Origin of the sequence: Salinibacterium sp. ZJ450 (assembly GCF_011751885.2) — a bacterium.
In the GTDB taxonomy this organism is placed as follows: domain Bacteria; phylum Actinomycetota; class Actinomycetes; order Actinomycetales; family Microbacteriaceae; genus Ruicaihuangia.
The window spans coordinates 2,206,689-2,228,268 of sequence record NZ_CP061771.1 but is presented as its reverse complement, the minus strand read 5'-3'; the positions used below and the strand labels follow the sequence as shown (position 1 = coordinate 2,228,268).

Below are 21,580 nucleotides of genomic sequence, written 5' to 3'. Positions count from 1 at the left end.
TGTGAACTCCCCGCTCGACACCAAGCTCAGCACGGCGCTCGGCGGACGCACGGCCGGCGCCTTCGAGCGGGGGCTGGGGCTCCGCACCGTCGGCGACCTGCTGAACCACTACCCGCGGCGCTACGCCCGGCGCGGCGAGCTGACCGCGCTGGCCGAACTCGAAGTCGACACGAGCGTCACCATCGTCGCCGAGGTTCTCAGCGTGACCAGCCGCTCAATGAAGGCACGCAAGGGGTCGATCTTCGAGGTCAGGATCAGCGACGGCCACGGCATCCTGACCCTCACATTCTTCAATCAGAAGTGGCGCGAGAACGAGCTGAAGCCCGGTGTGCGCGGCATCTTCGCGGGCAAAGTGGGGGAGTACCGCGGGCTGCGGCAGCTGGCCCACCCCGACTACGAACTGTTCGACACCGAGCTGCCCACCGAGGGCGCGGCCGCCAAGCGCTGGGCGCTGCAGCCAATCTCGATCTACCCGGCCACGGCCACGGTTGCCTCCTGGCAGATCGCGAAGGCGGTCGGCGTGGTGCTCGACACGCTGCCGCCGCTGGAAGACCCGGTGCCCGAGCTGGTGCGCGACGAACGCCAGCTGGTGCCCTATGCCAAGGCGCTCGAGATGATTCACCGGCCGGAGAAGGACGCAGACTGGGGGGCGGCGCGCGCGTCGCTGCGGTTCCAAGAAGCATTCGTGCTGCAGGCCGCGCTGCTGCGACAGCGCGCCGCGCTGCGGGAACGTCCGGCGATCGCCAGGATCGCCGGTCGGATCGCCGAGGGGTTCGATGCCGCGCTCCCGTTCCGGCTGACCGCCGACCAGCAGCTGGTCGGCGAGGAGATCGCCCGCGACCTGGCGGCCCAGACCCCGATGAACCGGCTCGTTCAGGGGGAGGTCGGCTCGGGCAAGACACTGGTGGCGCTGCGCGCCATGCTCGCGGTCGCCGACTCCGGCGGGCAGTCCGCGCTGCTCGCCCCCACCGAGGTGCTCGCAGCCCAACACCTGCGATCCATCGTGAAGACGCTCGGCCCAGACCTGGCCGCGCGGCTGCGTCCCACCCTGATCACCGGGCAGCTCAGCACCGCTGAGCGCAAGAAGGCGCTGCTTGCCTCGGTATCCGGCGGGGCGAGCATCGTGATCGGCACGCACGCGCTGCTGAGCGACACCGTGTCGTTCGTCGACCTCGGTCTGGTGGTCGTCGACGAGCAACACCGATTCGGCGTGGAACAGCGCGAGGCGCTGCGGCTGAAGGGCGCCACCCCGCCGCACGTGCTCGTGTTGACGGCCACCCCGATCCCGCGCACCGTGGCGATGACCGTGTTCGGGGACCTCGACGTGTCCACCATCGCCGAACTGCCGTCCGGGCGTCTGCCGATCCGCTCGTTCGTGGTGCCGCTGGCCGAGAAACCCGGCTGGGTGAACCGGGTCTGGCAACGCACCGCCGAAGAACTCGCCCTCGGCCGTCAGGCCTTCGTGGTCTGCCCGGCGATTGACGCCGCGGTCAGCGAACCGGCGGATGCCCCGGAGAACGACGTGCCCGAGGCGCGGGCCGCGACCGCGACTTCCGCAGCAGCGGCTGGCCCCGCGGCCGCCCCGGTCGCCAACGTCACCGAGGTGACGGCGAGCCTGCAGGCAAACCCCGCGCTCGCCGGTCGCCGCATCGAGGCGCTGCACGGTCGCATGCCGAGCGACACCAAAGACCTGCTGATGCGGGAATTCGCTGCCGGACGGATCGACGTGCTGGTGGCCACCACGGTGATCGAGGTGGGCGTCGACGTGCCGAACGCGTCGACCATGGTGATCCTCGACGCCGACCGGTTCGGCGTGTCTCAGCTGCACCAGCTGCGCGGCCGGGTCGGCCGCGGCAGGGTGCCCGGCGTCTGCCTGTTCGTGACCAGGGCCGAGCAGGAGAGCCTGGCCAGGGAACGAGTGGAGGCGGTCGCGGCAACGCTGGACGGCTTCGACCTGGCCCAGATCGACCTCGAGCTGCGCAGGGAGGGCGACGTGCTCGGCAGCATGCAATCCGGCGGCCGGTCGAGTCTGCGGCTGCTGCGCGTGGCGACGGACGGCCAACTCATCTCCGACGCCAGGGAGCTCGCCGCCGGGGTGCTCGAGCACGACCCTGCGCTGTCCGAGCATCCGGCATTGCTCGGTGCGCTCGCCCGCCGACTCGACGAGTCGGAGCAGGCGTTCCTCGCTAAGGCGTAACAGTCCGCGGCATCCGCTCTCTCATTTGTGAGGCAGTGTGCGTCACACGGCGTCTCTGTCACGAATTCGAAGCCTTGACTGTGTACGCTGGCGACCATGAGCCGGATCGCCGTCGTCCCAGGGTCGTTTGACCCCGTCACCCTTGGCCACCTCGACGTGATCGGGCGTGCCGCGGGGCTGTTCGATGAGCTGCACGTGGTGGTGGTGCACAACCCAGACAAGTCCGCGCTGCTGCCGATCGCGCAGCGGGTGGCGCTGCTCGAGCAGTCGATCGCGGCGGCCGGGCTGCCGCAGAACATCGTGGTGACCAGCTGGAGCGTTGGCCTGCTGGTGGATTACTGCACGGATGTCGGAGCCAGTGTGCTGATCAAGGGCATCCGGTCACAGGTCGATGTGACCTACGAGACGCCGATGGCGATCGTCAACCGCGACCTCGCCGGCGTCGAGACCATCTTCATGCTGCCGGACCCGGCGCACGCCCACGTGTCCAGCTCGCTGGTGCGGCAGGTTGCGGCGCTCGGCGGCGACGTGAGCCCGTACGTTCCCCGCGCCGTGGCGGAGTTCCTGCAGACGCCCGTCCGGTAACGGGCGCTGAACGAACCCAGGGCCGCGCGCTGTTACGCGGCGCGCTTCAGCCCGCTCGTCAGCATTCCCACCAGCGAGTCGAAACTGTCATCGAGATCATCCGGCATGCCGAATCCGCCGCCGAGTTCGAGCATGACAAAGCCGTGCACGGCCGACCGGATGGCGCGGATCGCATCGACCATGCGGTCAGACGGGATCGCGTAGCCGCGCAGAACGCTCGCGATCACCCGCACCGTCTCGGCCGCAGCCTCGGCGTGGTCGGGGTTGTCGCCGAATCCGGCGGCCGATTGCGCGGCCGCATACCGCGCCGGGTGCGCTTTCGCGAAGTCGCGGATGGCGTGGGCGAGGGCCGAGACGGCATCGTCACCCGATCGGCCGATGGCTGCCTGGGCGCAGGTGCGCGTCAAGTCGCGCACCGCTTCGACCCCCATCGCCTGGCGCAGGTCGGCCAGCGACGCGACGTGCTTGTACAGGCTCGGCACGGCAACGCCGGTGCGCTGCGCGAGGGCCGAGAGGGTGAGCGTCGCGAACCCGTCCGGGCCCGCGACATCCACCAGTTCGAGCGCCGTGCCGATCACGGACTCGCGCGTCAGTCCCGCCCTAGCCACGCTGGTGCCTGCGTGCCGTGTGGCGTTCGAGGAACGGCAGGAGCTCGGCGAGCACGACATCCGGTCGCTGCGCCTGCGGGTAGTGTCCGGTCTCGGGCACGACGTGCACGTCGGCGTCGATGGTCTCGGCGATCCAGTCCGCCTCGGCACGAGGATCGCGGTAGTCGGGATCCTGGTCGCCGATGAACACCAGTGCCGGCGCCGACACATCGCCCAGCCGGCGCTCGACGACGGAGTGATCCAGCGCGAGCGCCAGGTCGCGCAGCGAGCGCAGGCGTCCGGGCTCGGACAGGTTGGCGCGGATGTCGCGGCGGTGCTCGGCCAGCCACGGCGCTTGCGTGCCCTTGTTCAGCGACGCGTAGAACGCCGACCAGAAGGCGGCTCCCCACCACGGCGCAAACGCGACGCGGAACTGCAGGCGGGTCAGCGCGGCGGCGAATGCGCTCTTTGGCGCGTCACGCAGGAACGGACCGAACAAGACGAGTGCCGTGATCGCCGCGGGCCGCTCGGCCGCTGCCCAGGCCGCGGCCGCCGCTCCCATCGAGTTGCCGAGCACCACGGCCGGCCCGCCCAGTTCGCCGATCAAGGCGAGCAGGTCCTCGCCCGTCTCCGCGTCACCGTGATCGGTGAAGCTCGTGTCGCTCGCGCCGTGGCCGCGCAGGTCCATCACGGCGAACCGAAAACCGGCGTCGATGACGGATGTCGCGAGCTCGCGGTACACCGAGCGCAGGTCTCCCATCCCGGGGATCGCGACCACGAGTGGCCCGTCGCCCTCGACGGTGTAGGCGATTCGCCCCTGCGGGCGGCTAAGGAATCGAACATTCGAGTTGGTCATAGCCAATAAGCTAATGCCATTAGCTTTCGGGCGCAAGGGGTCAAGTCACATCCGTTTCGGTCACTAGCATGAAAGCATGACGAGTTCTCTTCGGGTTGGCTACGCCGCCATGCTCGAGCAGTTCCCTCCGATGGAAGCCGTCGAGCTCAGTGCGTACGCCGAGAGCAAGGGCTTCTCGGGGGTGATGGCGGCCGACCACTACCAGCCGTGGGTTCCGCAGCAGGGGCAGAGTTCCTTCGTCTGGAACGTGCTGACCGCGATCGGCGAGCGCACCACCGGCGACATGGGCCCCGGCGTCAGCACCCCCACCTTCCGCTGGCATCCGGCGATGGTGGCGCAGGCGAGCGCGACCCTCGCGGCGATGTATCCCGGCCGGCACTGGCTCGGCATCGGCTCCGGTGAGGCCATCAACGAGCACATCACCGGCCAATACTGGCCAGAACCGCACGAACGCATCAACCGGATGTTCGAGGCCGTCGAGATCATCCGGAAGCTCTTCATCTCCGGCCTGACCCGTCGCGACGTCAAGCACTCGGGGCAGTATTACCGGCTGGAATCGACCCGGCTCTGGACCATGCCGGAGCAAGCTCCCGAGATTCTGGTTGCCACCAACGGTCCGATCACCGCACGCCGCGCCGGGCGTGCGGCCGACGGGCTCATCACCGAGGGGGCGCCATATGACAAGACCGCGTCGCTGCTGACCCGGTTCGCCGAGGGCGCCCGCGAGGCGGGCAAGGATGCCTCAGCGATGACGCGCACCCTTCAGCTGCACCTGTCCTGGGCGCCGACCGATGAGGAAGCCATGCAGAACGCCCTGACCGAATGGCCGATCGCCGCGATGCGGTTCCCGAAGGGCGACATCCGCAGCCCGTTCGAGCTGGAACAGCTGACCAAACTGGTGCGCCCGGAGGACTTCGAGGGCCGCATGGTCATCTCCAGCGATCCCGACGTGCACCGTGCGCACATCCAGCGATTCGCCGACCTCGGCTTCAGCCGCATCTACCTGCACAACGTCGGCCGCAACCAGCGGGACTGGATCGACGTGTTCTCGCGCGACGTGCTGCCGAAACTGAGCCGCTGATGCTCAGTATCTTCACCATGGACGGGGTCCCCGAGATCGTGGCAGGCGACGACCTCGCCGGCATCATCGGGGACGCCGCCGACGGGATGCTTCAGGATGGCGACATCCTCGCCGTCACCTCGAAGATCGTCTCCAAGGCGGAGGGGCGCCAGGTAGCCGCCGCCGACCGGGAGCAGGCGATCACCGAGCAGACCGTGCGGATCGTCGCCACCAAACAGCACGGCCACGGGGTGACCCGGATCGTGGAGAACCCGCTCGGCCTCGTGCTGGCCGCCGCCGGAGTCGACGCCAGCAACACGCCGGACGGCACCATCCTGCTGCTTCCGGAGGACCCGGATGCCTCGGCCCTGGCGCTCTGCACGGCACTGCGGGCCCGGTTCGGCGTGCGTCTCGGCGTGATCGTCACCGACACCCTCGGTCGTGCCTGGCGGCAGGGGCAGACGGATGTCGCGATCGGCGCCGCCGGTGTGCGGGTGATCGACGATCTGCGCGGCACCACCGACTCTGGCGGGCGGGTGCTCGAGGCCACCCTCGCGGCCGTGGCCGACGAGATCGCCGGAGCGGCCGAACTGGTCAAGGGCAAGGCCTCCGGCAGACCGGTCGCCGTGGTGCGCGGACTGGGTCAGTACGTGGGGGAGCTGGACCTGCCGGGCGCCCGGGCGCTGATCCGGCCTGCCGCCGACGACCTGTTCCGGCTGGGCAGCAACGAAGCGCACGCGGAGGGCTACGCGGAAGGCCTGCGCGATGGCGCCAGCGCCGACCGTCGACAAGGAACGACCTGAAACGTTTTCGTGAACCCCAAATCGGGACTGGCGCAATGGGGTGAACCTCGGCAGACTCAATTTGTGAATAGCTTGCCCGCAGCGTCGCGCCTGAGTAGTCCCGATTCGATGCAGATCGAGGAGTTCCGCGAGACCACGGCAGCGATCGTGAGCGCCGTCGAGACCGTCATCGACGGCAAGCGGGAAGCGGTGACGACGGCGCTGACGGTGCTGCTGTCCGAGGGACACCTGCTGATCGAAGACGTCCCGGGTGTCGGCAAGACCATGCTCGCCAGGGCGCTGGCCCGAAGCGTCGACTGCTCGGTGTCGCGCATCCAGTTCACGCCAGACCTGCTGCCGAGCGACATCACCGGCGTCTCGGTATACAACCAGGCCGACCGCGCGTTCGAGTTCAAGCCGGGCCCGGTGTTCGCGAACATCGTGATCGGCGACGAGATCAACCGAGCGAGCCCGAAGACCCAGTCGGCGCTGCTCGAGAGCATGGAGGAACGGCAGGTGACCGTGGACGGCGCCACTTACCCGCTGGCCGCCCCGTTCACGGTGATTGCCACGCAGAACCCGATCGAGATGGAGGGCACATACGCCCTGCCGGAAGCGCAGCGGGACCGCTTCATGGCGCGCGTGTCGATGGGATATCCCGATGCCGAGAGCGAGGCCGCGCTGCTACGCACCCGCGACACCGAGAGCCCGCTGGACAACCTGCAGCCGGTGGTCGAGATCGGCGAGCTGCGCCGGCTGATCGCCACGGCCCGCCGTGTGTTCGTCAGCCGCGCCGTCGAGCAGTACACCGTCGCCATCGCCCAGGCCACCAGGGTGGACCGCGACCTTCGTCTCGGCGCGAGTCCCCGCGCCACCCTGCAGCTGGTTCGCGCCGCCAAGACCCGCGCCGCCCTCGACGGGCGCGAGTTTGTGCTGCCAGACGACATCGACGCGCTCGCCGTGCTGGTGTTCTCGCACCGGCTGATCCCGGTCGGCCGCTCGGCCGTCGGGGCGGGCAGCCTGCTCGGCACCTCGTCGGTGGGGGATGTCATTCGGCGCATCATCTCGGAGACGCCGGTTCCGCTCGGCGCCGTCTAGCCGTGGGCACGAGCCAGTCCAGCCGGTCGCGGGTCAGGCGGCTGAGCCGACGCGGCTGGATGCTGCTGATGGTGGCGGCGGTGTGCCTGATCACAGGCTACGCCAGCGCCCGCACGGAACTGCTATACATCGCGGCGTTCACCGCGCTGATGCCGCTGGCCGCGGTCATTTATCTGCGGATGCGGCAACCGCGGCTCGACACTCGTCGCGACTTCCACCCCACGGTGATCAGCGCAGGGCAGGTGGCCACCGCTACCCTCCAGGTGCGCAATAGGGCGCCGGCGCCCACCCCGCAACTGCGCTGGAGCGAACTGCTGCCGTGGGCGCCGCACCAAACCCCGATCGAGACGCTCGCGCCGATCCCGCCGCGGCGCACGGTCGCCGCGCAGTACACGCTCCAGCCGCCGCGGCGCGGGATCATGAGCGTCGGGCCGATGACGATCGAGTTCTCCGACCCGTTCTCACTCGCACACGTGTGGCGCACCATCGCCCAGCCGGAGCGGATCGTGGTGACACCGGCGCTCGTCGCGCTGCCCGACGTCGGCCTGGCCCTGGCCGAGGGGGACGGAGCCGCGCAGCTGATCCAACGCCGCGCCGCCGGCAACGACGACGACCTGATGACCCGCGAGTACCGCGCCGGCGATGCCCTGCGCCGGGTGCATTGGCGGGCGTCGGCCAGGCAGGGCGAGTTGATGGTGCGTCAGGAGGAACAGCGCACCTTTCCCGAGGCGCGGATCATCATCGACACCCTGCGCGGCGGCTACGACGACCCGCTCTTCGGCAGCGGCCAGCCGGTGGAGAGTGACCGCTTCGAATGGGCGGTGTCCATGCTCGCGTCGCTGGGGGTGCACCTGCACGCCGCAGGCTACCGGGTGCACGTCGTCGAAACCGGTGCGCGCCAAGTTGCCCCGCTCGGCGACGCCCACGAGTGGGCCGCCAGCGACAGTGAGTTCTTGATCAGCCTGGCCGGAATCCATCTGCTGCGGGAGCGTGAGGGCATCGGGTACGTCAGCGATGAGCAGCCGGGAGCGCGGGGTCCGGTGTTCGCGCTGATCTCTGAGCCATCCGACGAGACCCTCGACTGGTTGATCGGCCAGCGACGGCCGTTCGACCTCGCGCTCGCGTTCGTGCTCGACGGGTGGTCGGATTCCACCGCACAGCTGCTGACCAGCGCCGGATGGCACTGCATCGAAGTTTCTCCGGAAGTGTCGCTGGCGGATGCCTGGACCACCGCCCTGGTCGAGACCGGAGGCGTCCATGGCCTCATCTGAGTCGCGCGGACGGCGGAACAACTGGCCGATGACTGCGGCACTGGCGCTCGCCCTCACGGTCGCGGTCACCGGACTCTCCAGCGCCCTGGAGGGTTGGGACTGGTGGCTGCTCGCCGTCTTCACCGCGTTCGTCGCCCTGGGCGTCGCGGGATGGGTGCGCGGGCTCACCCGGTTTCGCGTCATCCCGCCGCTGGCGGCGCTCGCCGCGGTCCTGGTGCTGCTCACCCTGCGGTTCGCGGCCGACACCGCCATCTTCTGGGTCATCCCCACCTTCGACTCCGTCGACCGCTTTGGCGAACTGACGCTGGCCGGGCAGCTCGGCATCGCGCAATCGATCGTGCCGGCGGCGGCGACCGAGGGCATGCTGTTCATCATCGCGCTCGGCATCGGGGTGGTGGCGGTGACCCTCGACACGGTTGCGCTGCCACTTCGCTCGCCGGCGCTCAGCGGCATCCCGCTGCTGGTGGTGGTGGCGATCCCGAGCGTGGTGCAGCGCGAGCTGAGCTCGGTCTTCACCTTCGTGTTCACCGCCAGCGCGTGGCTGCTCGTGCTCTGGGTGGACCGGCGGCGTCCGCAACCCGGCAGCGCCGTCACGGTCGGCGCGTTCGTGGTGGTGGGGGCGCTGATCGCCGCGCCGGTGCTCGCCGGCCTGCAACCCGACTCGTCCGGCACCCGCGCGGCGGCAGGCCTGCAGGTGGGCGTGAACCCGATGGTGAACCTCGGCAACGACCTACGCCGCGCCGACCCGTTCGTCGCGCTCACCTACACGACCAGCCGCGAATCCGGCCACTACCTGCGCATGGTCACCCTCGACCAGTTCGACGGCCTGCAGTGGGAACCCACCGGCGTCGTGGTCGACCGTGACAACACGATGGACAGGATCGCCGAACCGCCCGGCCTGTCGGATGCGGTGGTGCGGGAGAGCGTGACGACCGACGTGGAGGTCGGCTCCACCGTCGGCCGCTGGCTGCCGGTTCCCTACCCTCCGGTCGAGGTGGACGGGCTGGTCGGCGACTGGTTCTGGGAACCCGACGGGTTGTCCATTCGAGCGGACAACACCTACATCCGCTGGCAGGAGTACACGGTGGAAAGCGCCTGGCTCCGCCCGACGGCTGAGCAACTGCGCGCGGTCGGCCAGCGGGTGCCAGAGCCGGTGCAGCAGTACACCCACCTGCCGGTCGACGTGGCCGACAACATCCGCGCGGCAACCGACGAGGTCACCGGAGGCTTGAGCACCGCGTATGAGAAGGCCATAGCCCTGCAGGACTACTTCCGGAACGGTGACTTCGACTATTCGGAGGACGCACCGGTCGAGGACGGCTACGACGGCGACGGGTTGGCGGTCATCAGCAAGTTCCTCGAGGTGAGGAAGGGCTACTGCGTGCACTTCGCCTCGTCCATGGCGGTGATGGCGCGGCTGGCCGGAATTCCGGCCAGGGTCGCCGTGGGCTTCCTGCCCGGTGTGGTGGAGACCGACGAGCAGACCCGCGAGGACTATTATCTGGTCACCTCGCACGACATGCACGCCTGGCCGGAGTTGTTCTTCGAGGGCGTCGGTTGGGTGCCGTTCGAGCCCACGCCCGGCCGGGGTGTGCTGCCGAACTACGAGGCTCCTGTAGTCGATGACCCGGCCACGCCGAACGTCGACGAGTCCCGCCCGGTGCCCGCGTCCACGGGCGCGCCGGCACCGACCGTGCGGGACGGCGACCTGCCGTCTGAGCGGCCTGGCCCGGACGGCGCGGACGTGGTCGACTGGGCGCCGGTGCTCTGGACCATCGGCATCACGGCAGCCTCCCTGCTGGTGGTGTTCGCGCCCGCATCCTGGCGACGCTTCATCCGCTCGCGCCGGCTGCTCAGCCACAGCCCTGAGCAGTTCTGGCAGGAACTGCGTGACACCGCCACCGACTTCGGCATCCCCGCACCGGACACCGAGACGGCCAGGGCCTTCGCCACCCGACTCGAGGAGATCGGTGAGGTGCGCGGCGAACAGCTCGACCGGCTGCGCGACGCCGTCGAGCTGCACAGTTACGCCGAGCATGCCGGTGCCCTGCTGGTGCGGGAGATCGCGGTCGGTCCCGCGGACGCCCGCGAGGTGATCGCCCGGATCGAGAGCGGCCACGGTCTGCTGCAGCGCCTGCGGGCACTGCTGCTGCCGCTGTCGCTGATTCCACGCCGAACAGACGAGACTAGATCGATTTAGGTTAGGCATGCCATACTAAGGCAATGCTTACCTTGAGCCCGGTTGTGGTGAAGGACACCCGTCCCGGATACCGCCCGTTCCGCGCCTCGGTCACCGGGCTCACCCGACTCAGCCCGCACTTCATGCGGGTCACCTTCAGCGGCCCAGACTTCGACCGATTCGGCACCGCGGGCCTCGACCAGCGGATCAAGATCGTGCTGCCGATCCCCGGACTCGGCCTCAGCGACTTCGGCGCAGACGACGCCGACACCATCCTCGCCGGCGACTGGTACGCCCGCTGGCGTCAGCTGCCCGACGACGCGCGCAATCCGTTCCGCACCTACACGGTGCGCGCGGTGCGTCCGCAGCGCCGGGAGCTCGACGTCGACATGGTGATCCACCCCGACGCCTCCCACGCCGCCGTCGGGCCGGCCGCCGAGTGGCTGGCCAGCGTGCGCGTCGGCGATGAGGTCGTCATCATCGGACCAGACTCCGGCAGCTTCGACTCCGACATCGGCATCGACTGGCACCCGGGGGACGCCACCGAGGTTCTGCTGGCCGGTGACGAAACCGCGGCGCCGGCGATCTGCAGCGTGCTGGAAACCCTGCCGGCCGGGGTCACCGCGCACGCCTTCATCGAAGTTCCGGATGTCGCGGACCGCCTGTCCCTCGACCTGACACCCGGCTGTACCCTCACCTGGCTGGACCGCAGCGGCGGCCCGGTCGGCTCCGCCCTGGAGCCTGCCGTGCGCGACTGGGTAAGCGCACACGCATCCGTCGTCCGTCCCGCGCTCACCGCATCCGCCCAGTCCGTCGAAGATGTCGACGTTGACACCCAACTGCTCTGGGACTCACCGGCCGAGTCCCACGGCCAGTTCTACGCCTGGCTCGCCGGCGAGGCGGCCATGATCAAGATCCTGCGACGCTTCCTCGTGAGCGAAACCGGGATCGACCGCCGTCAGGTGGCGTTCATGGGCTACTGGCGACACGGTAAAGCCGAAGCCCAGTAATGACGCTGCCGCTCGCGCGGCCGGCCGGCGCGCCGCCCGCTCGCCGCGATCGGTCACGCCACCGGGTGCTCGGCCTGCTGGTCGCCCTCGGCGTGCTGCTGCTCGTGGTGCTGCTGAGCCTGGCGCTCGGGGCACGAGACGTGCCACTCGGCAGCGTGTTCGACGCGGTGTTCGCCCCCACCGCCGGCAACACCGACCACCTGGTCGTTCGCGACCTGCGGGTGCCGAGGACCGTGGTCGGCATCGTCGCCGGCGCGTGCCTCGGACTCGCCGGTGCGATCATGCAGGGCATCACCCGCAACCCGATCGCCGACCCCGGGCTGCTCGGAGTCAACGCCGGGGCCTCACTGTGCGTGGTGCTCGCCATCTCGTTCCTCGGCATCACGGCGCCAGCCGGCTACATCTGGTTCGCCCTCGCCGGGGCGGCGATCGCCGCCAGCGTCGTCTACGGAATCGGCGCAATCGGCCGAGAAGGCGCCACACCGGTGAAACTGGCGCTGGCCGGCACCGCCCTCACCGCCGGCCTCACCTCGATCATCACCCTGCTGCTCATCACGGACGTGGACACCCTCGGCACCTACCGGTTCTGGTCGGTCGGATCCCTGGCGAACCGGGACCTAGCCACAGTGCAGGCGCTGCTGCCGTTCGTGCTCGCCGGAGTCGTGCTCGCCCTCGCGGTGGGGCGAATGCTCAACCTGCTGGCACTCGGCGACGACCTCGCCCGCGGCCTCGGCCAGAACATCGCCGTGTCGCGCCTCGTCTCGGGGCTCGCGATCGTGTTGCTCTGCGGGTCAGCCACGGCGCTCGCCGGTCCGATCGTGTTCGTTGGCCTGGTGGTCCCGCACCTGGTGCGATCATTCACCGGAACCGATTACCGCTGGATTTTGGCATACTCGGCGGTGCTCGGCCCTGCCCTGCTGCTTGCCGCCGACGTCATCGGCCGCTTGGTGGTGCGCCCCGGCGAGCTCGAAGCCAGTTTGGTGGTGGCGCTGGTGGGCGCCCCGGTCATGATCGCGCTGGTGCGCCGCGTGAAACTGGCGGGGCTGTGATGACCACGACAACCGTGCGCAGCGAGCCTTGGCGCGACGACCGAGCACACCGCAGGGCACGCGCCGCCCGCATCGGACTGACCCTCACGGCGCTTGTCGTCATGGTCGCCGCGGCCAGCCTCGCGGTGGGCGCATACACGCTGTCACTGCCCGACCTGATCGCCACCCTGGCCGGGCAGGGTGAGGCACGCGACAACTTCATCATCTTCGGGTTGCGGTTACCGCGGCTGCTGCTCGGCGCGCTCGTCGGCGCGGCGTTCGCGATCTCGGGAGCCCTGTTCCAGACGCTGCTGAAGAACCCGCTCGCCAGCCCTGACATCATCGGCATCAGCGGGGGAGCGAGCGCGGCCGCGGCGGGAAGCATCCTGATCCTGGGCCTCGGCGGCGCGGCGGTGCCGGTGGCGGCGTTCCTCGGTGCGCTGGTGGCGGCGACCGCGATCTACCTGCTCGCCTGGCGCGGTGGCGTCACCGGTTACCGGTTCGTGCTGATCGGCGTCGGTGTTGCGTTCATGGTGCAGGCCGTGCTCGGCTACCTGATTACCCGCGGTGACGTGCGCGACGTGCAGCAGGCGCTGGTCTGGATGGTGGGCGGCATCGGCGGCGCTGCCTGGGCCGACATCGCCGTGCTCGCGCTCGCCCTGGCGGTGCTGCTGCCGGCGCTTGGCCTGCTCGCCCCACGGCTGCGGATGCTGCAGCTCGGCGACGAGACGGCTGGCGGACTCGGGGTGAGGGTCGAATCCACCCGGCTCGCCCTGCTGCTGATCGCGGTGGCGCTCGCCGCGGTCGCCACGGCGTTCGCCGGTCCGGTGGCGTTCGTCGCGTTCGTGTCTGCGCCGATCGCCAGGCGGATTGTCGGTGCGGGGTCGCTCGCGCTGCTGCCGAGCGCGCTGGTCGGCATGCTGCTCGTGACCGCCGCGGACTTCGCCGCGCAGCACCTGCTGCCCGGCACGCTGCAGGTGCCGGTCGGAATCGTCACCGGGGTCATCGGCGCCCCATACCTGCTGTGGCTGCTGGCCACCGCCAACAGGAGAGGACGCGGCGCATGACCGATGTGACAGTCGCCCGGAAGCCCCGCCACACGCTGCGCGCCGAGAACCTCGGGCTCGCCTACGACGGCCGGCCGGTCATCCAAGACCTCGATCTCACCGTTCCCGACGGGCAGGTCACCGTGATCGTGGGCGCCAACGCGTGCGGCAAATCGACCCTGCTGCGCGGCATCTCGCGGCTGCTGAAACCAGCGTCCGGCCGGGTGACACTCGACGGCCGCGACATCCACGCCCAGACCGCAAAGGACGTGGCCCGCACGATCGGCATCCTGCCGCAGTCGCCGACGGCACCGGAGGGCATCACCGTCGCCGACCTGGTCGGTCGCGGCCGGTACCCGCATCAGGGCTGGTTCCGGCAGTGGACCAGCACGGATGACGCGCAGGTCACCGAGGCGCTGCGGGCGACCGACACCGCGCAACTCGCCGGTCGACGCATCGAGGAGCTCTCCGGCGGTCAGCGCCAACGGGTGTGGATCGCCATGGTGCTGGCTCAGGATCCCGACATCCTGTTGCTGGATGAACCGACCACGTTCCTCGACGTGACCCACCAGATCGAGGTGCTCGACCTGCTCACCGACCTGAACCGCAGCCGCGGCACCACCGTCGTGATGGTGCTGCACGACCTGAACCTGGCCGCCCGCTACGCCGACCACATCGTGGTGATGGCCGCAGGGCGGATCATCGCCAGCGGACCACCGGCCGAGGTGATCTCGGCGGAACTGGTGCAGAACGCCTTCGCGCTGGAATCGCGTGTGGTCACCGACCCGGTCTGCGGGGCGCCGATGGTGGTGCCGGTGGGACGGTTCCATGGTGGGGCAGCCCCCGCTGCCCCACCAGGCTGAATCGCGCGCTAGCTCAGAACCACGCCGGGCGGTCGACGACCACGGGCTCCGGCCTGATCAGCGGCTGCGCGCGGGCCACCGCGAGGTCGATTCTGGTGAGCAGCTCCGGGTTCGCCACGCGATAGTCGGTGAAGTCGGAATCGCAGGCGTACACGCCGAGCGGCAGGGTCACCGCCTGGAAGAAGCCGAACAGCGGCCGCAGCTGGTGCTCGATGATCAGCGCGTGCCGGTCGCTGCCCCCGGTGGCGGCGAGCAGCACCGGGGTATCGACGAGGTCGTACTGGCCGACGAAGTCGAACAGGTGCTTGAACAGGCCGCTGAACGAGGCCCGGTACACCGGGCTCGCGACCACGAGCAGGTCGGCGGTCTCGATCCGGCGCAGTTCCTCCTCCACCGACTCTGGCAGCTGTGCGCGGCTGATCGCCCCGGCGAGGTCAGGGCCGATCCGCTCGAGCTCGATCAGGTGAGGGTCGATGGGGCGTTGCCGACCGAGGCTGGCGATGATCTCGGTGACCAGCGCCGTCGTCTTCGACGGGGTCTGCAGGCTGCCCGAGACGCCGACCACGGAGAGCGGGCGGTCGAGGGTGCTGGTCGATACGGAAGCCATTGCCCGAGGTTAAGCACGTGCGCCCCGCGAGTCGATCCGGCACGTCACAGGACGTCACGATGTGACGCCGTGTGACGTTCCGCAGTGGATTCTCCCGCGTCGGCGCGGACGATTGACGGATGGCTAGGCAGATCCGATTCAACGCTTTCGACATGAACTGCGTCGCCCACCAGTCCTCCGGGCTGTGGCGGCACCCGAACGACCAGTCGTCCCGGTACAAGGACCTCGACTACTGGACCGAGCTCGCGAAGCTGCTCGAACGCGGCACCTTCGACGGCATCTTCATCGCCGACGTGCTCGGCACGTACGACGTCTACGGCGGCAGCAACGAGGCCGCCATCCGTCACGCCGCCCAGGTGCCCGTGAACGACCCGCTGATGCTGGTGTCGGCCATGGCGCACGTGACCGAGAACCTCGGCTTCGGAGTGACCGCCGGCACTGCATACGAACATCCGTACCCGTTCGCCAGACGGATGTCGACCCTCGACCACCTGACCAAGGGCCGGGTCGGCTGGAACGTGGTCACCGGGTACCTGCCCTCCGCGGCCCGCAACATGGGCCAGGATGACCAGCTCGAACACGACGACCGCTACGCGTACGCCGACGAGTACCTGGAGGTGCTGTACAAGCTGTGGGAGGGCTCCTGGGAAGATGACGCCGTGGTGCGCGACCGGGAGAGCGGTGTCTTCACCGACCCGGCGAAGGTGCACCCGATCAACCATCAGGGCAAGCACTTCACAGTTCCCGGCATCCACATCTCTGAGCCGTCGCCGCAGCGCACCCCGGTGATCTACCAGGCCGGCGCTTCGCCGCGCGGGATCGCGTTCGCGGCAGGGAACGCGGAGGCGATCTTCGTGGCCGCCCCCACCAAGGAGGTGCTGGCCAGCTCGGTGAAGCGCATCCGGGACGCGTTGGAGGCTGCCGGCCGTGATCGGTACTCGGCCCGCATCTACACGCTGCTGACGATCATCACCGATGAGACGCCGGAGAAGGCGCGCGCCAAGTTCGAGGACTACCTGTCCTACGCCAGCCCGGAGGGCGCACTGGTGTTCATGTCCGGCTGGATGGGCATCGACCTGTCCCAGTACGACCTGGACGAGCCGGTGGGCAATGTGAAGAGCAATGCGATCCAGTCGGTGATCGCGAACTTCCAGGAGTCGGCCGAGGTGCACGGCCGCGAGTTCACCGTGCGGGATATCGCCGAGCACGGTGCGATCGGCGGGCTGGGGCCGTTCATCGTGGGCTCCGGTGCTGAGATCGCCGACCAGTTGCAGGAGTGGGTGGCCGAGACGGATGTCGACGGCTTCAACCTCGCCTACGCGATCACGCCGGGAACGTTCGAGGACGTCGTCACCTACGTGGTTCCAGAGCTTCGCAAGCGCGGCGTGTACCCGGAGGAGTACGCCACCGGAACGCTTCGGAACAAGCTGTTCGGGCACGGTGACCGGTTGCCCGAGTCGCACCGCGGCGCCCAGTACCGGGTGCGGACGGCGGCCACGTCACAGCCCTGAGCTGGCCTGCCCCGATCACGGTCTGATCTCCAGTCGCGCGCGCCGCGTTTCATGCGCTACCTTAGGCAAGGCAATCCTAAGTAAGGTTTGAATCCTAAGTAAGGTTTGCCTTCCCCTGCACAAGGAGTCCCCGTGACCGTACGTCCCCTCGCGATCGTCGCCGCTCTCGCGGCGTCGATGCTGGCCATCACCGGATGCGCCGCCGCCACCCCGTCCGACGTCGACAGCACGTCCGGCGGCGGCGACTTCAGCCCCGTCAGCATCGAGCATGCCTTCGGTGAGACCGAGATCAGCGCAGCGCCCGAACGAGTGGTGACGCTCGGCTGGGGCAGCACGGATGCCGCGCTCGCGCTCGGGGTGGTTCCGGTGGCGATGGAGGCGCAAAGCTACGGCGGCGACGAGAACGGCGTGCTGCCGTGGGTGGCCGAGAAGCTCGACGAGCTGGGGGAGGAGACCCCCACGGTGATCCCCGAATCCACCGAGGCACCCGCCTACGAGCAGATCGCCGAGGCAGCCCCTGACCTGATCCTGGCCGTCTACTCCGGCATCACCGAGGAACAGTACGCCTTGCTCAGCGAGATCGCGCCGACCGTGGCGTACCCCGACGAGGCCTGGTCGACGCCATGGCGCGACGTGATCAGCACCGTCGGCGACGCGCTTGGCAAGTCCGCCGAGGCAGACGTCGTGCTCGACGAGATCGCGGCCGTCGTCGACGAACAGGCGGCAGCGCATCCGGAGCTCAAGGGCAAGACCGTGGCGGCCGTCTGGGATGTCGGCGGAACCTTCTACGTCTACAAGGAGGCCGACTCGCGGGTGCAGTTCCTGCTCGACCTGGGCATGGTGAGTGCCCCCGCGGTGGACGAACTCGCCAGCGGCGACTCCACGTTCTACTACACGCTGAGCTATGAGCAGCTCGACAAGCTCGACAGCGACATCCTGGTGAACTTCGCCGCCGACGATGCCGCGGCCGAGGCGTTCCTCGCGACCAGCTACGCGCAGGCGATTCCCGCGGTGCAGGCGGGCACGGTGGCCTCCGGTCACCGGCACCGAACTGGTCGCCGCGGTGTCGCCGCCCACGGCGCTGTCGCTCACCTGGGGCATCGACGAGTACGTCGCAGCCCTCGCCACCGCCGCGGCGGCCGCGAAGTAGCGAGCACAGCGAAATAGCGGACGCGCGGAGAGGAGGGCGGCGGATGTCGGCCTCCTCTCCTTGGTAACCTCGAGGCGATGTCAGCACTCTGGTCGCTCGTACTCCCGGTGAAGGGTGCCGACGGCAAATCACGCCTGGCCCTGGCAGACGACCGCCTGCGCTCACCGCTCGCCATCGCGTTCGCGCTAGACGCGATCGACGCGGTGCTCGCCGCCGGATCGGTCGGCCGCGTGATCGTCGTGACTTCGGATGTCGCGGTCGCCGGAGCGCTGCACGGATCAAGGGCCGAAATCGTGCCCGACCCTGGCGAGGGGTTGAACGCCGCGATCCGCTCCGGACTCGCCGTGCTCGAGCTGGCGCACCCGGCCGGGGTGCTGCTGGCTGACCTGCCCGCCCTCACCGCACATGACCTCGACGCCGCGCTCGCCGTGGCGGCCACTCACCCGCTCGCGATGGTGCCCGATGCCGATGGCACAGGAACCACCCTCAGCACCGCCCTGCGCGCCGATGCGCTCGTGCCACGGTTCGGCGCAGGATCCCGGGCCGTCCACGAGCAGGCCGGTCACGTGCCGATCGAGCTGCCCGCGACATCCGGTCTCCGCCGCGACGTCGACAGCGAACCCGACCTCCGGCAGGCGCTCGCCCTCGGCGTGGGCCGGCACACGAGAGCCGCGCTGGACCCGGCATCACCGGCATCACCCGAGTGAGGTCTGGCAAACGGTCCCTTCCAGACCTCCGGAACGACTAAACGCCAGACCTCACCACAAGGCGCCCGGAAGCGCCAGAGTTGAGGTCTGGCAATCGGTGCTTCACCGAGCGCGGGAAGAACTAAATGCCAGACCTCACGACCGACCTCACCACCGACCTCACCACGGGTGGCGGAATCAGCGGCGGTTCAGCGGCGGGGCAGCCCCAACTCCAGCGCGGATCTCACGATCGCGGCCGATTCGTCGAGGGTGGTCAGGTAGAGCGGTCTCGCCGCCGCGCGGATCCCGTCACCGATGAGCTCGTCGACCGCCGCGGCATCCGCAGTGTCCACCAGCCAGCCGTCCAGCAGGCCGCCGGAGGATCGGGCTCCGTAGTGCCGCGCCACGGCATCCGCGCTCACCGCGACCCCGATCGCGGCCAGGCACTCGGCGGCCATGCCGCGCAGGGCGGCTCCGCCGATGATCGGCGACACGCCCACGACCGGTGCCGGCGTGGTGGCGAGCGCGTCCCGCATGCCGGGCACCCCCAGGATCGTGCCGATCGACACCACGGGATTCGACGGGGCGAGCAGCACCGCGTCGGCCTCGGCGATCGCCGTGAGCACCTCCGGCGTCGGCGAGGCAGACTGCACGCCCAGTTGCTCGAATCCGAGCGCCGGCACGGCTGCGCGGTGCCGAACCCACCACTCCTCGAAGTGGACCAGCCCGTCCGCGACCCGCACGTGCGTCTCCACCGGCTGATCGCTCATCGGCAGCAGGGTCACGCCGATCGGCCAACGGGCGGCGAGGCGCTCGGTCGCCGCGGTCAGGGTCAGCCCGTCGCGCAGCAGGCTGGTGCGAGCCAGGTGGGTGCCCAAGTCGAGGTCGCCGAGCGTGAACCACGGCCAGCCCACCCCGTACGCCGCCAGCTCCGCGGACACCCGCTCGCTCTCGCCCGCCCGTCCCCAGCCGCGTTCGGTGTCGTTCACGCCGGCGAGCGCGTACATGATCGAGTCCAGGTCGGGGCAGACCCGCACCCCGGTCAGCCACAGGTCGTCCCCGGTGTTGACGACCACCCGGATGTCGGCATCCGGCATTGCGTGCCGCACCCCGCGCACGAACTTGGCGCCGCCCACGCCCCCGGCCAGCACGGCGATTCTGATGGGTCCAGCGATCACGAGTCCTCCTCTGGGGCGAATGCGATGACCGGACGGCCGGTCCCGGGATGCTGCAACACGGTCGCCTGCACGCCATACACGTCGTGGATGACCGGTGCGGTCAGCACGTCGCCGGGTGGGCCAGACGCGACCACGCGGCCCTCGGTCAGCACCACGACGTGGTCGGCGTAGGTGGCGGCGAGGGTGAGGTCGTGCAGCGCGGCGATCACCGTCACCGAGTTGCGGGCCAGCCGGCGCAGCAGCGCGAGCGTCGACAGTTGCGCCCGGATGTCGAGATGGTTCGTTGGCTCGTCGAGCAGCATCAGCCGCGGCTGCTGGGCAAGCGCCCGCGCCAGGTGCACGCGCTGCCGTTCCCCGCCGGATAACGACTCGAGCTGCCGGTCGGCGAAACCCTCCATGCCCACCGTGGCCAGCGCCTCGGTCACCACCGCGGCATCGTCGCCGGCGGATGCGGCCAGCAGTGGCCGATGCGGAGTCCGGCCGAGTTCAACCGCGTCGCGCACGCTCAGGCTGGCTTCGGTGCTGAGCTCCTGCTCGACCACCGCGACCACCCGAGCGCGGGCCCGTCGGCTGAGCCCGAGCAGGTCGTCGCCGCCGAACCACACGCTGCCGGCGGACAGCGGCAGCAGGCCCGCCACCCCGCGCAACAGGGTGGTCTTGCCCGCACCGTTCGGCCCGACCAGAGCGGTCACCGAGCCTGCTGGCGCGATCAGGTCGACGCCGTCGATGATGCTGCGGCCGCCGAGGCTCATCCGCACGCCGCGGACGGCAAGGCCCCTCGAATCAACGCCCATCGAGTCGGCGCTCATCGGGTTCTCCGCCGCGCCAGCAGCGCCGCGAACACCGGAGCGCCGACGATCGCCGTGACGATGCCGACCGGAAGCTCCCGAGGGTCGAACAGGGTGCGCGCCGCGGTGTCCGCCCAGACGAGCACGATCGCGCCGGTCAACGCGACCAGCGGCAGCAGCACCCGGTGCCGGGCCCCGGTGAGCAACCGTACCGCGTGCGGCAGAACGAGCCCGATGAACCCGATCGAGCCGCTCACCGACACCATCGCCCCGGTGAGCAGGGCGGTCACCGCCAGCAACGTCCAGCGGGTGGCGGCCACATTCACGCCGAGCGCGGCCGCGGTGGTGTCCCCGAACGCGAACGCGTCGAGCAGCCGGCCGCTGAACATCACCGGCACGCCGACGACCAGCACCGCCGTGCCGGCGATCGCGACCGTGCCCCAGTCCGCGCCGCTGAGTGAGCCGAGCAGCCAGTTCAGGATCTCGCGGAAGGAATCGCCCTGGGCAGACCAGAAAATCACGAAGCTCGTCAGCGCCGCCGCGAGCGCCGACACGGCCACGCCGGCGAGCACCGTGCGAGTGGGCGTGAGTGCTCCGGATGCGCCGGCCAGCAGCAGTGTGCAGAGCAGGGCGGCCAACGCCCCGAGGAACGCGGCGACCGGCAGCAGAACGCCGAGTCCGAGCAGCAGCACGCTGACCGCGCCGAGCGACGCGCCAGATGACAGCCCGAGCAGGTACGGGTCGGCCAGCGGGTTACGGGTGAGCGCCTGCATCACCGCACCGGCCAACGCCAGGCCCGCGCCTACGGCCGCCGCGGTCAGCACCCGCGGCAACCGCAGCTCCCACACGATGCCGTCGCGCAGCACGCTGAGCGGACTGTCGCCCAATCCGAGGTGAGCGGCCACGCTGGCGAACACGTCGGCCGGGCGGATGTCGGCGGCGCCGAAGCAGATCGCGGTCACGATCGACGCGACCAGCATCGCAGCCAGCAGCAGCCCCCACGCCCAGGTGGTGGCCGGGCGACGACCGGTCGCGGGTGTGCGCCGGGTCCCCGGCATCCGCTCGTCGCTCGTCGTCCGGTCCGTCATCCGGTTGTCG

At 69.9% G+C, this 21,580-nt stretch carries 20 protein-coding genes; 14 read left to right on the top strand and 6 right to left on the bottom strand.

Annotation, left to right across the window (positions count from 1 at the left end):
* The first annotated feature begins 1 nt into the window (after position 1).
* Complete coding sequence (locus HCT51_RS10675) at positions 2 to 2,197, top strand: ATP-dependent DNA helicase RecG (RefSeq protein WP_224760448.1); 2,196 nt, start codon at positions 2 to 4, stop codon at positions 2,195 to 2,197.
* 96 nt (positions 2,198 to 2,293) lie between these two features.
* Positions 2,294 to 2,782, top strand: coding sequence for a pantetheine-phosphate adenylyltransferase (coaD, locus tag HCT51_RS10670; protein ID WP_166873797.1), 489 nt, complete (start codon positions 2,294 to 2,296; stop codon positions 2,780 to 2,782).
* Between the two features lie 32 nt (positions 2,783 to 2,814).
* Here the strand turns inward: coaD and HCT51_RS10665 are convergent, their stop codons facing one another.
* Positions 2,815 to 3,390 (bottom strand): TetR/AcrR family transcriptional regulator, encoded by a 576-nt coding sequence (locus HCT51_RS10665; protein ID WP_191413576.1) that lies wholly within the window; start codon positions 3,388 to 3,390, stop codon positions 2,815 to 2,817.
* Positions 3,383 to 4,225, bottom strand: coding sequence for an alpha/beta fold hydrolase (locus HCT51_RS10660; RefSeq protein WP_166873791.1), 843 nt, complete (start codon positions 4,223 to 4,225; stop codon positions 3,383 to 3,385). The genes HCT51_RS10665 and HCT51_RS10660 overlap by 8 nt, the downstream gene beginning before the upstream one ends.
* A gap of 76 nt (positions 4,226 to 4,301) precedes the next feature.
* Between HCT51_RS10660 and HCT51_RS10655 the strand changes: the two genes are divergently transcribed.
* The 9 genes from HCT51_RS10655 (at position 4,302) to HCT51_RS10615 (ending at position 14,562) form a co-directional block, all read left to right on the top strand.
* On the top strand, positions 4,302 to 5,306 hold the full coding sequence (locus HCT51_RS10655; protein WP_166873788.1) for a TIGR03557 family F420-dependent LLM class oxidoreductase: 1,005 nt from the start codon (positions 4,302 to 4,304) through the stop codon (positions 5,304 to 5,306).
* Positions 5,306 to 6,088 (top strand): coenzyme F420-0:L-glutamate ligase, encoded by a 783-nt coding sequence (gene cofE / locus HCT51_RS10650; RefSeq protein WP_166873785.1) that lies wholly within the window; start codon positions 5,306 to 5,308, stop codon positions 6,086 to 6,088. The genes HCT51_RS10655 and cofE overlap by 1 nt, the downstream gene beginning before the upstream one ends.
* A gap of 108 nt (positions 6,089 to 6,196) precedes the next feature.
* Positions 6,197 to 7,165 (top strand): AAA family ATPase, encoded by a 969-nt coding sequence (locus HCT51_RS10645; RefSeq protein WP_166874614.1) that lies wholly within the window; start codon positions 6,197 to 6,199, stop codon positions 7,163 to 7,165.
* Between the two features lie 2 nt (positions 7,166 to 7,167).
* Positions 7,168 to 8,436 carry a DUF58 domain-containing protein gene (locus tag HCT51_RS10640; RefSeq protein ID WP_166873782.1) on the top strand — a complete coding sequence of 423 codons (1,269 nt, stop codon included), beginning with the start codon at positions 7,168 to 7,170 and terminating at the stop codon, positions 8,434 to 8,436.
* Positions 8,437 to 8,464: 28 nt separating this feature from the next.
* Positions 8,465 to 10,636 (top strand): transglutaminase TgpA family protein, encoded by a 2,172-nt coding sequence (locus HCT51_RS10635; RefSeq protein WP_166873779.1) that lies wholly within the window; start codon positions 8,465 to 8,467, stop codon positions 10,634 to 10,636.
* A gap of 23 nt (positions 10,637 to 10,659) precedes the next feature.
* Complete coding sequence (locus HCT51_RS10630) at positions 10,660 to 11,625, top strand: siderophore-interacting protein (protein WP_166873776.1); 966 nt, start codon at positions 10,660 to 10,662, stop codon at positions 11,623 to 11,625.
* Complete coding sequence (locus tag HCT51_RS10625; RefSeq protein ID WP_166873774.1) at positions 11,625 to 12,674, top strand: FecCD family ABC transporter permease; 1,050 nt, start codon at positions 11,625 to 11,627, stop codon at positions 12,672 to 12,674. The genes HCT51_RS10630 and HCT51_RS10625 overlap by 1 nt, the downstream gene beginning before the upstream one ends.
* A complete protein-coding gene (locus HCT51_RS10620; RefSeq protein WP_166873771.1) occupies positions 12,674 to 13,720 on the top strand; it encodes a FecCD family ABC transporter permease in 1,047 nt (348 codons plus the stop codon). Before HCT51_RS10625 ends, HCT51_RS10620 begins: the two co-directional genes overlap by 1 nt.
* Positions 13,717 to 14,562, top strand: a complete 846-nt coding sequence (locus tag HCT51_RS10615) for an ABC transporter ATP-binding protein (RefSeq protein ID WP_166873768.1) — start codon at positions 13,717 to 13,719, stop codon at positions 14,560 to 14,562. The genes HCT51_RS10620 and HCT51_RS10615 overlap by 4 nt, the downstream gene beginning before the upstream one ends.
* A gap of 13 nt (positions 14,563 to 14,575) precedes the next feature.
* On the opposite strand, the gene msuE is transcribed toward HCT51_RS10615, so the two are convergent.
* Positions 14,576 to 15,169 (bottom strand): FMN reductase, encoded by a 594-nt coding sequence (gene msuE / locus HCT51_RS10610; RefSeq protein WP_166873765.1) that lies wholly within the window; start codon positions 15,167 to 15,169, stop codon positions 14,576 to 14,578.
* A 119-nt stretch (positions 15,170 to 15,288) separates the two neighbouring features.
* Between msuE and HCT51_RS10605 the strand changes: the two genes are divergently transcribed.
* From HCT51_RS10605 to cofC, 3 genes are all read left to right on the top strand, one after another.
* Positions 15,289 to 16,680, top strand: coding sequence for an LLM class flavin-dependent oxidoreductase (locus tag HCT51_RS10605; protein ID WP_166873762.1), 1,392 nt, complete (start codon positions 15,289 to 15,291; stop codon positions 16,678 to 16,680).
* Positions 16,681 to 16,812: 132 nt separating this feature from the next.
* The gene (locus tag HCT51_RS10600) at positions 16,813 to 17,847 is read left to right on the top strand and encodes an iron-siderophore ABC transporter substrate-binding protein (protein WP_224760447.1); all 1,035 of its coding nucleotides are present in this window, start codon (positions 16,813 to 16,815) and stop codon (positions 17,845 to 17,847) included.
* A gap of 60 nt (positions 17,848 to 17,907) precedes the next feature.
* Positions 17,908 to 18,537 carry a 2-phospho-L-lactate guanylyltransferase gene (gene cofC / locus HCT51_RS10595; RefSeq protein ID WP_166873759.1) on the top strand — a complete coding sequence of 210 codons (630 nt, stop codon included), beginning with the start codon at positions 17,908 to 17,910 and terminating at the stop codon, positions 18,535 to 18,537.
* Positions 18,538 to 18,725: 188 nt separating this feature from the next.
* On the opposite strand, the gene cofD is transcribed toward cofC, so the two are convergent.
* The 3 genes from cofD to HCT51_RS10580 are packed head-to-tail and all read right to left on the bottom strand — an operon-like array spanning position 18,726 to position 21,540.
* Positions 18,726 to 19,679, bottom strand: a complete 954-nt coding sequence (gene cofD / locus HCT51_RS10590; RefSeq protein ID WP_166874611.1) for a 2-phospho-L-lactate transferase — start codon at positions 19,677 to 19,679, stop codon at positions 18,726 to 18,728.
* A gap of 11 nt (positions 19,680 to 19,690) precedes the next feature.
* Positions 19,691 to 20,503: an ABC transporter ATP-binding protein gene (locus tag HCT51_RS10585; RefSeq protein ID WP_224760446.1), complete on the bottom strand. Its 813-nt coding sequence runs from the start codon at positions 20,501 to 20,503 to the stop codon at positions 19,691 to 19,693.
* Positions 20,500 to 21,540, bottom strand: a complete 1,041-nt coding sequence (locus HCT51_RS10580; RefSeq protein ID WP_370626965.1) for a putative F420-0 ABC transporter permease subunit — start codon at positions 21,538 to 21,540, stop codon at positions 20,500 to 20,502. The genes HCT51_RS10585 and HCT51_RS10580 overlap by 4 nt, the downstream gene beginning before the upstream one ends.
* Positions 21,541 to 21,580: the final 40 nt, after the last annotated feature.

Bases quoted from the DNA above. Each gene is read 5' to 3' on its own strand.
- coaD (WP_166873797.1), top strand. From the start codon at position 2,294: ATGAGCCGGATCGCCGTCGTCCCAGGGTCGTTTGACCCCGTCACCCTT.
- HCT51_RS10660 (WP_166873791.1), bottom strand. From the start codon at position 4,225: ATGACCAACTCGAATGTTCGATTCCTTAGCCGCCCGCAGGGGCGAATC.
- HCT51_RS10655 (WP_166873788.1), top strand. From the start codon at position 4,302: ATGACGAGTTCTCTTCGGGTTGGCTACGCCGCCATGCTCGAGCAGTTC.
- cofE (WP_166873785.1), top strand. From the start codon at position 5,306: ATGCTCAGTATCTTCACCATGGACGGGGTCCCCGAGATCGTGGCAGGC.
- HCT51_RS10645 (WP_166874614.1), top strand. From the start codon at position 6,197: ATGCAGATCGAGGAGTTCCGCGAGACCACGGCAGCGATCGTGAGCGCC.
- HCT51_RS10635 (WP_166873779.1), top strand. From the start codon at position 8,465: ATGACTGCGGCACTGGCGCTCGCCCTCACGGTCGCGGTCACCGGACTC.
- HCT51_RS10630 (WP_166873776.1), top strand. From the start codon at position 10,660: ATGCTTACCTTGAGCCCGGTTGTGGTGAAGGACACCCGTCCCGGATAC.
- HCT51_RS10625 (WP_166873774.1), top strand. From the start codon at position 11,625: ATGACGCTGCCGCTCGCGCGGCCGGCCGGCGCGCCGCCCGCTCGCCGC.
- HCT51_RS10620 (WP_166873771.1), top strand. From the start codon at position 12,674: ATGACCACGACAACCGTGCGCAGCGAGCCTTGGCGCGACGACCGAGCA.
- HCT51_RS10615 (WP_166873768.1), top strand. From the start codon at position 13,717: ATGACCGATGTGACAGTCGCCCGGAAGCCCCGCCACACGCTGCGCGCC.
- msuE (WP_166873765.1), bottom strand. From the start codon at position 15,169: ATGGCTTCCGTATCGACCAGCACCCTCGACCGCCCGCTCTCCGTGGTC.
- HCT51_RS10605 (WP_166873762.1), top strand. From the start codon at position 15,289: ATGGCTAGGCAGATCCGATTCAACGCTTTCGACATGAACTGCGTCGCC.
- cofC (WP_166873759.1), top strand. From the start codon at position 17,908: ATGTCAGCACTCTGGTCGCTCGTACTCCCGGTGAAGGGTGCCGACGGC.
- HCT51_RS10585 (WP_224760446.1), bottom strand. From the start codon at position 20,503: ATGAGCGCCGACTCGATGGGCGTTGATTCGAGGGGCCTTGCCGTCCGC.
- HCT51_RS10580 (WP_370626965.1), bottom strand. From the start codon at position 21,540: ATGCCGGGGACCCGGCGCACACCCGCGACCGGTCGTCGCCCGGCCACC.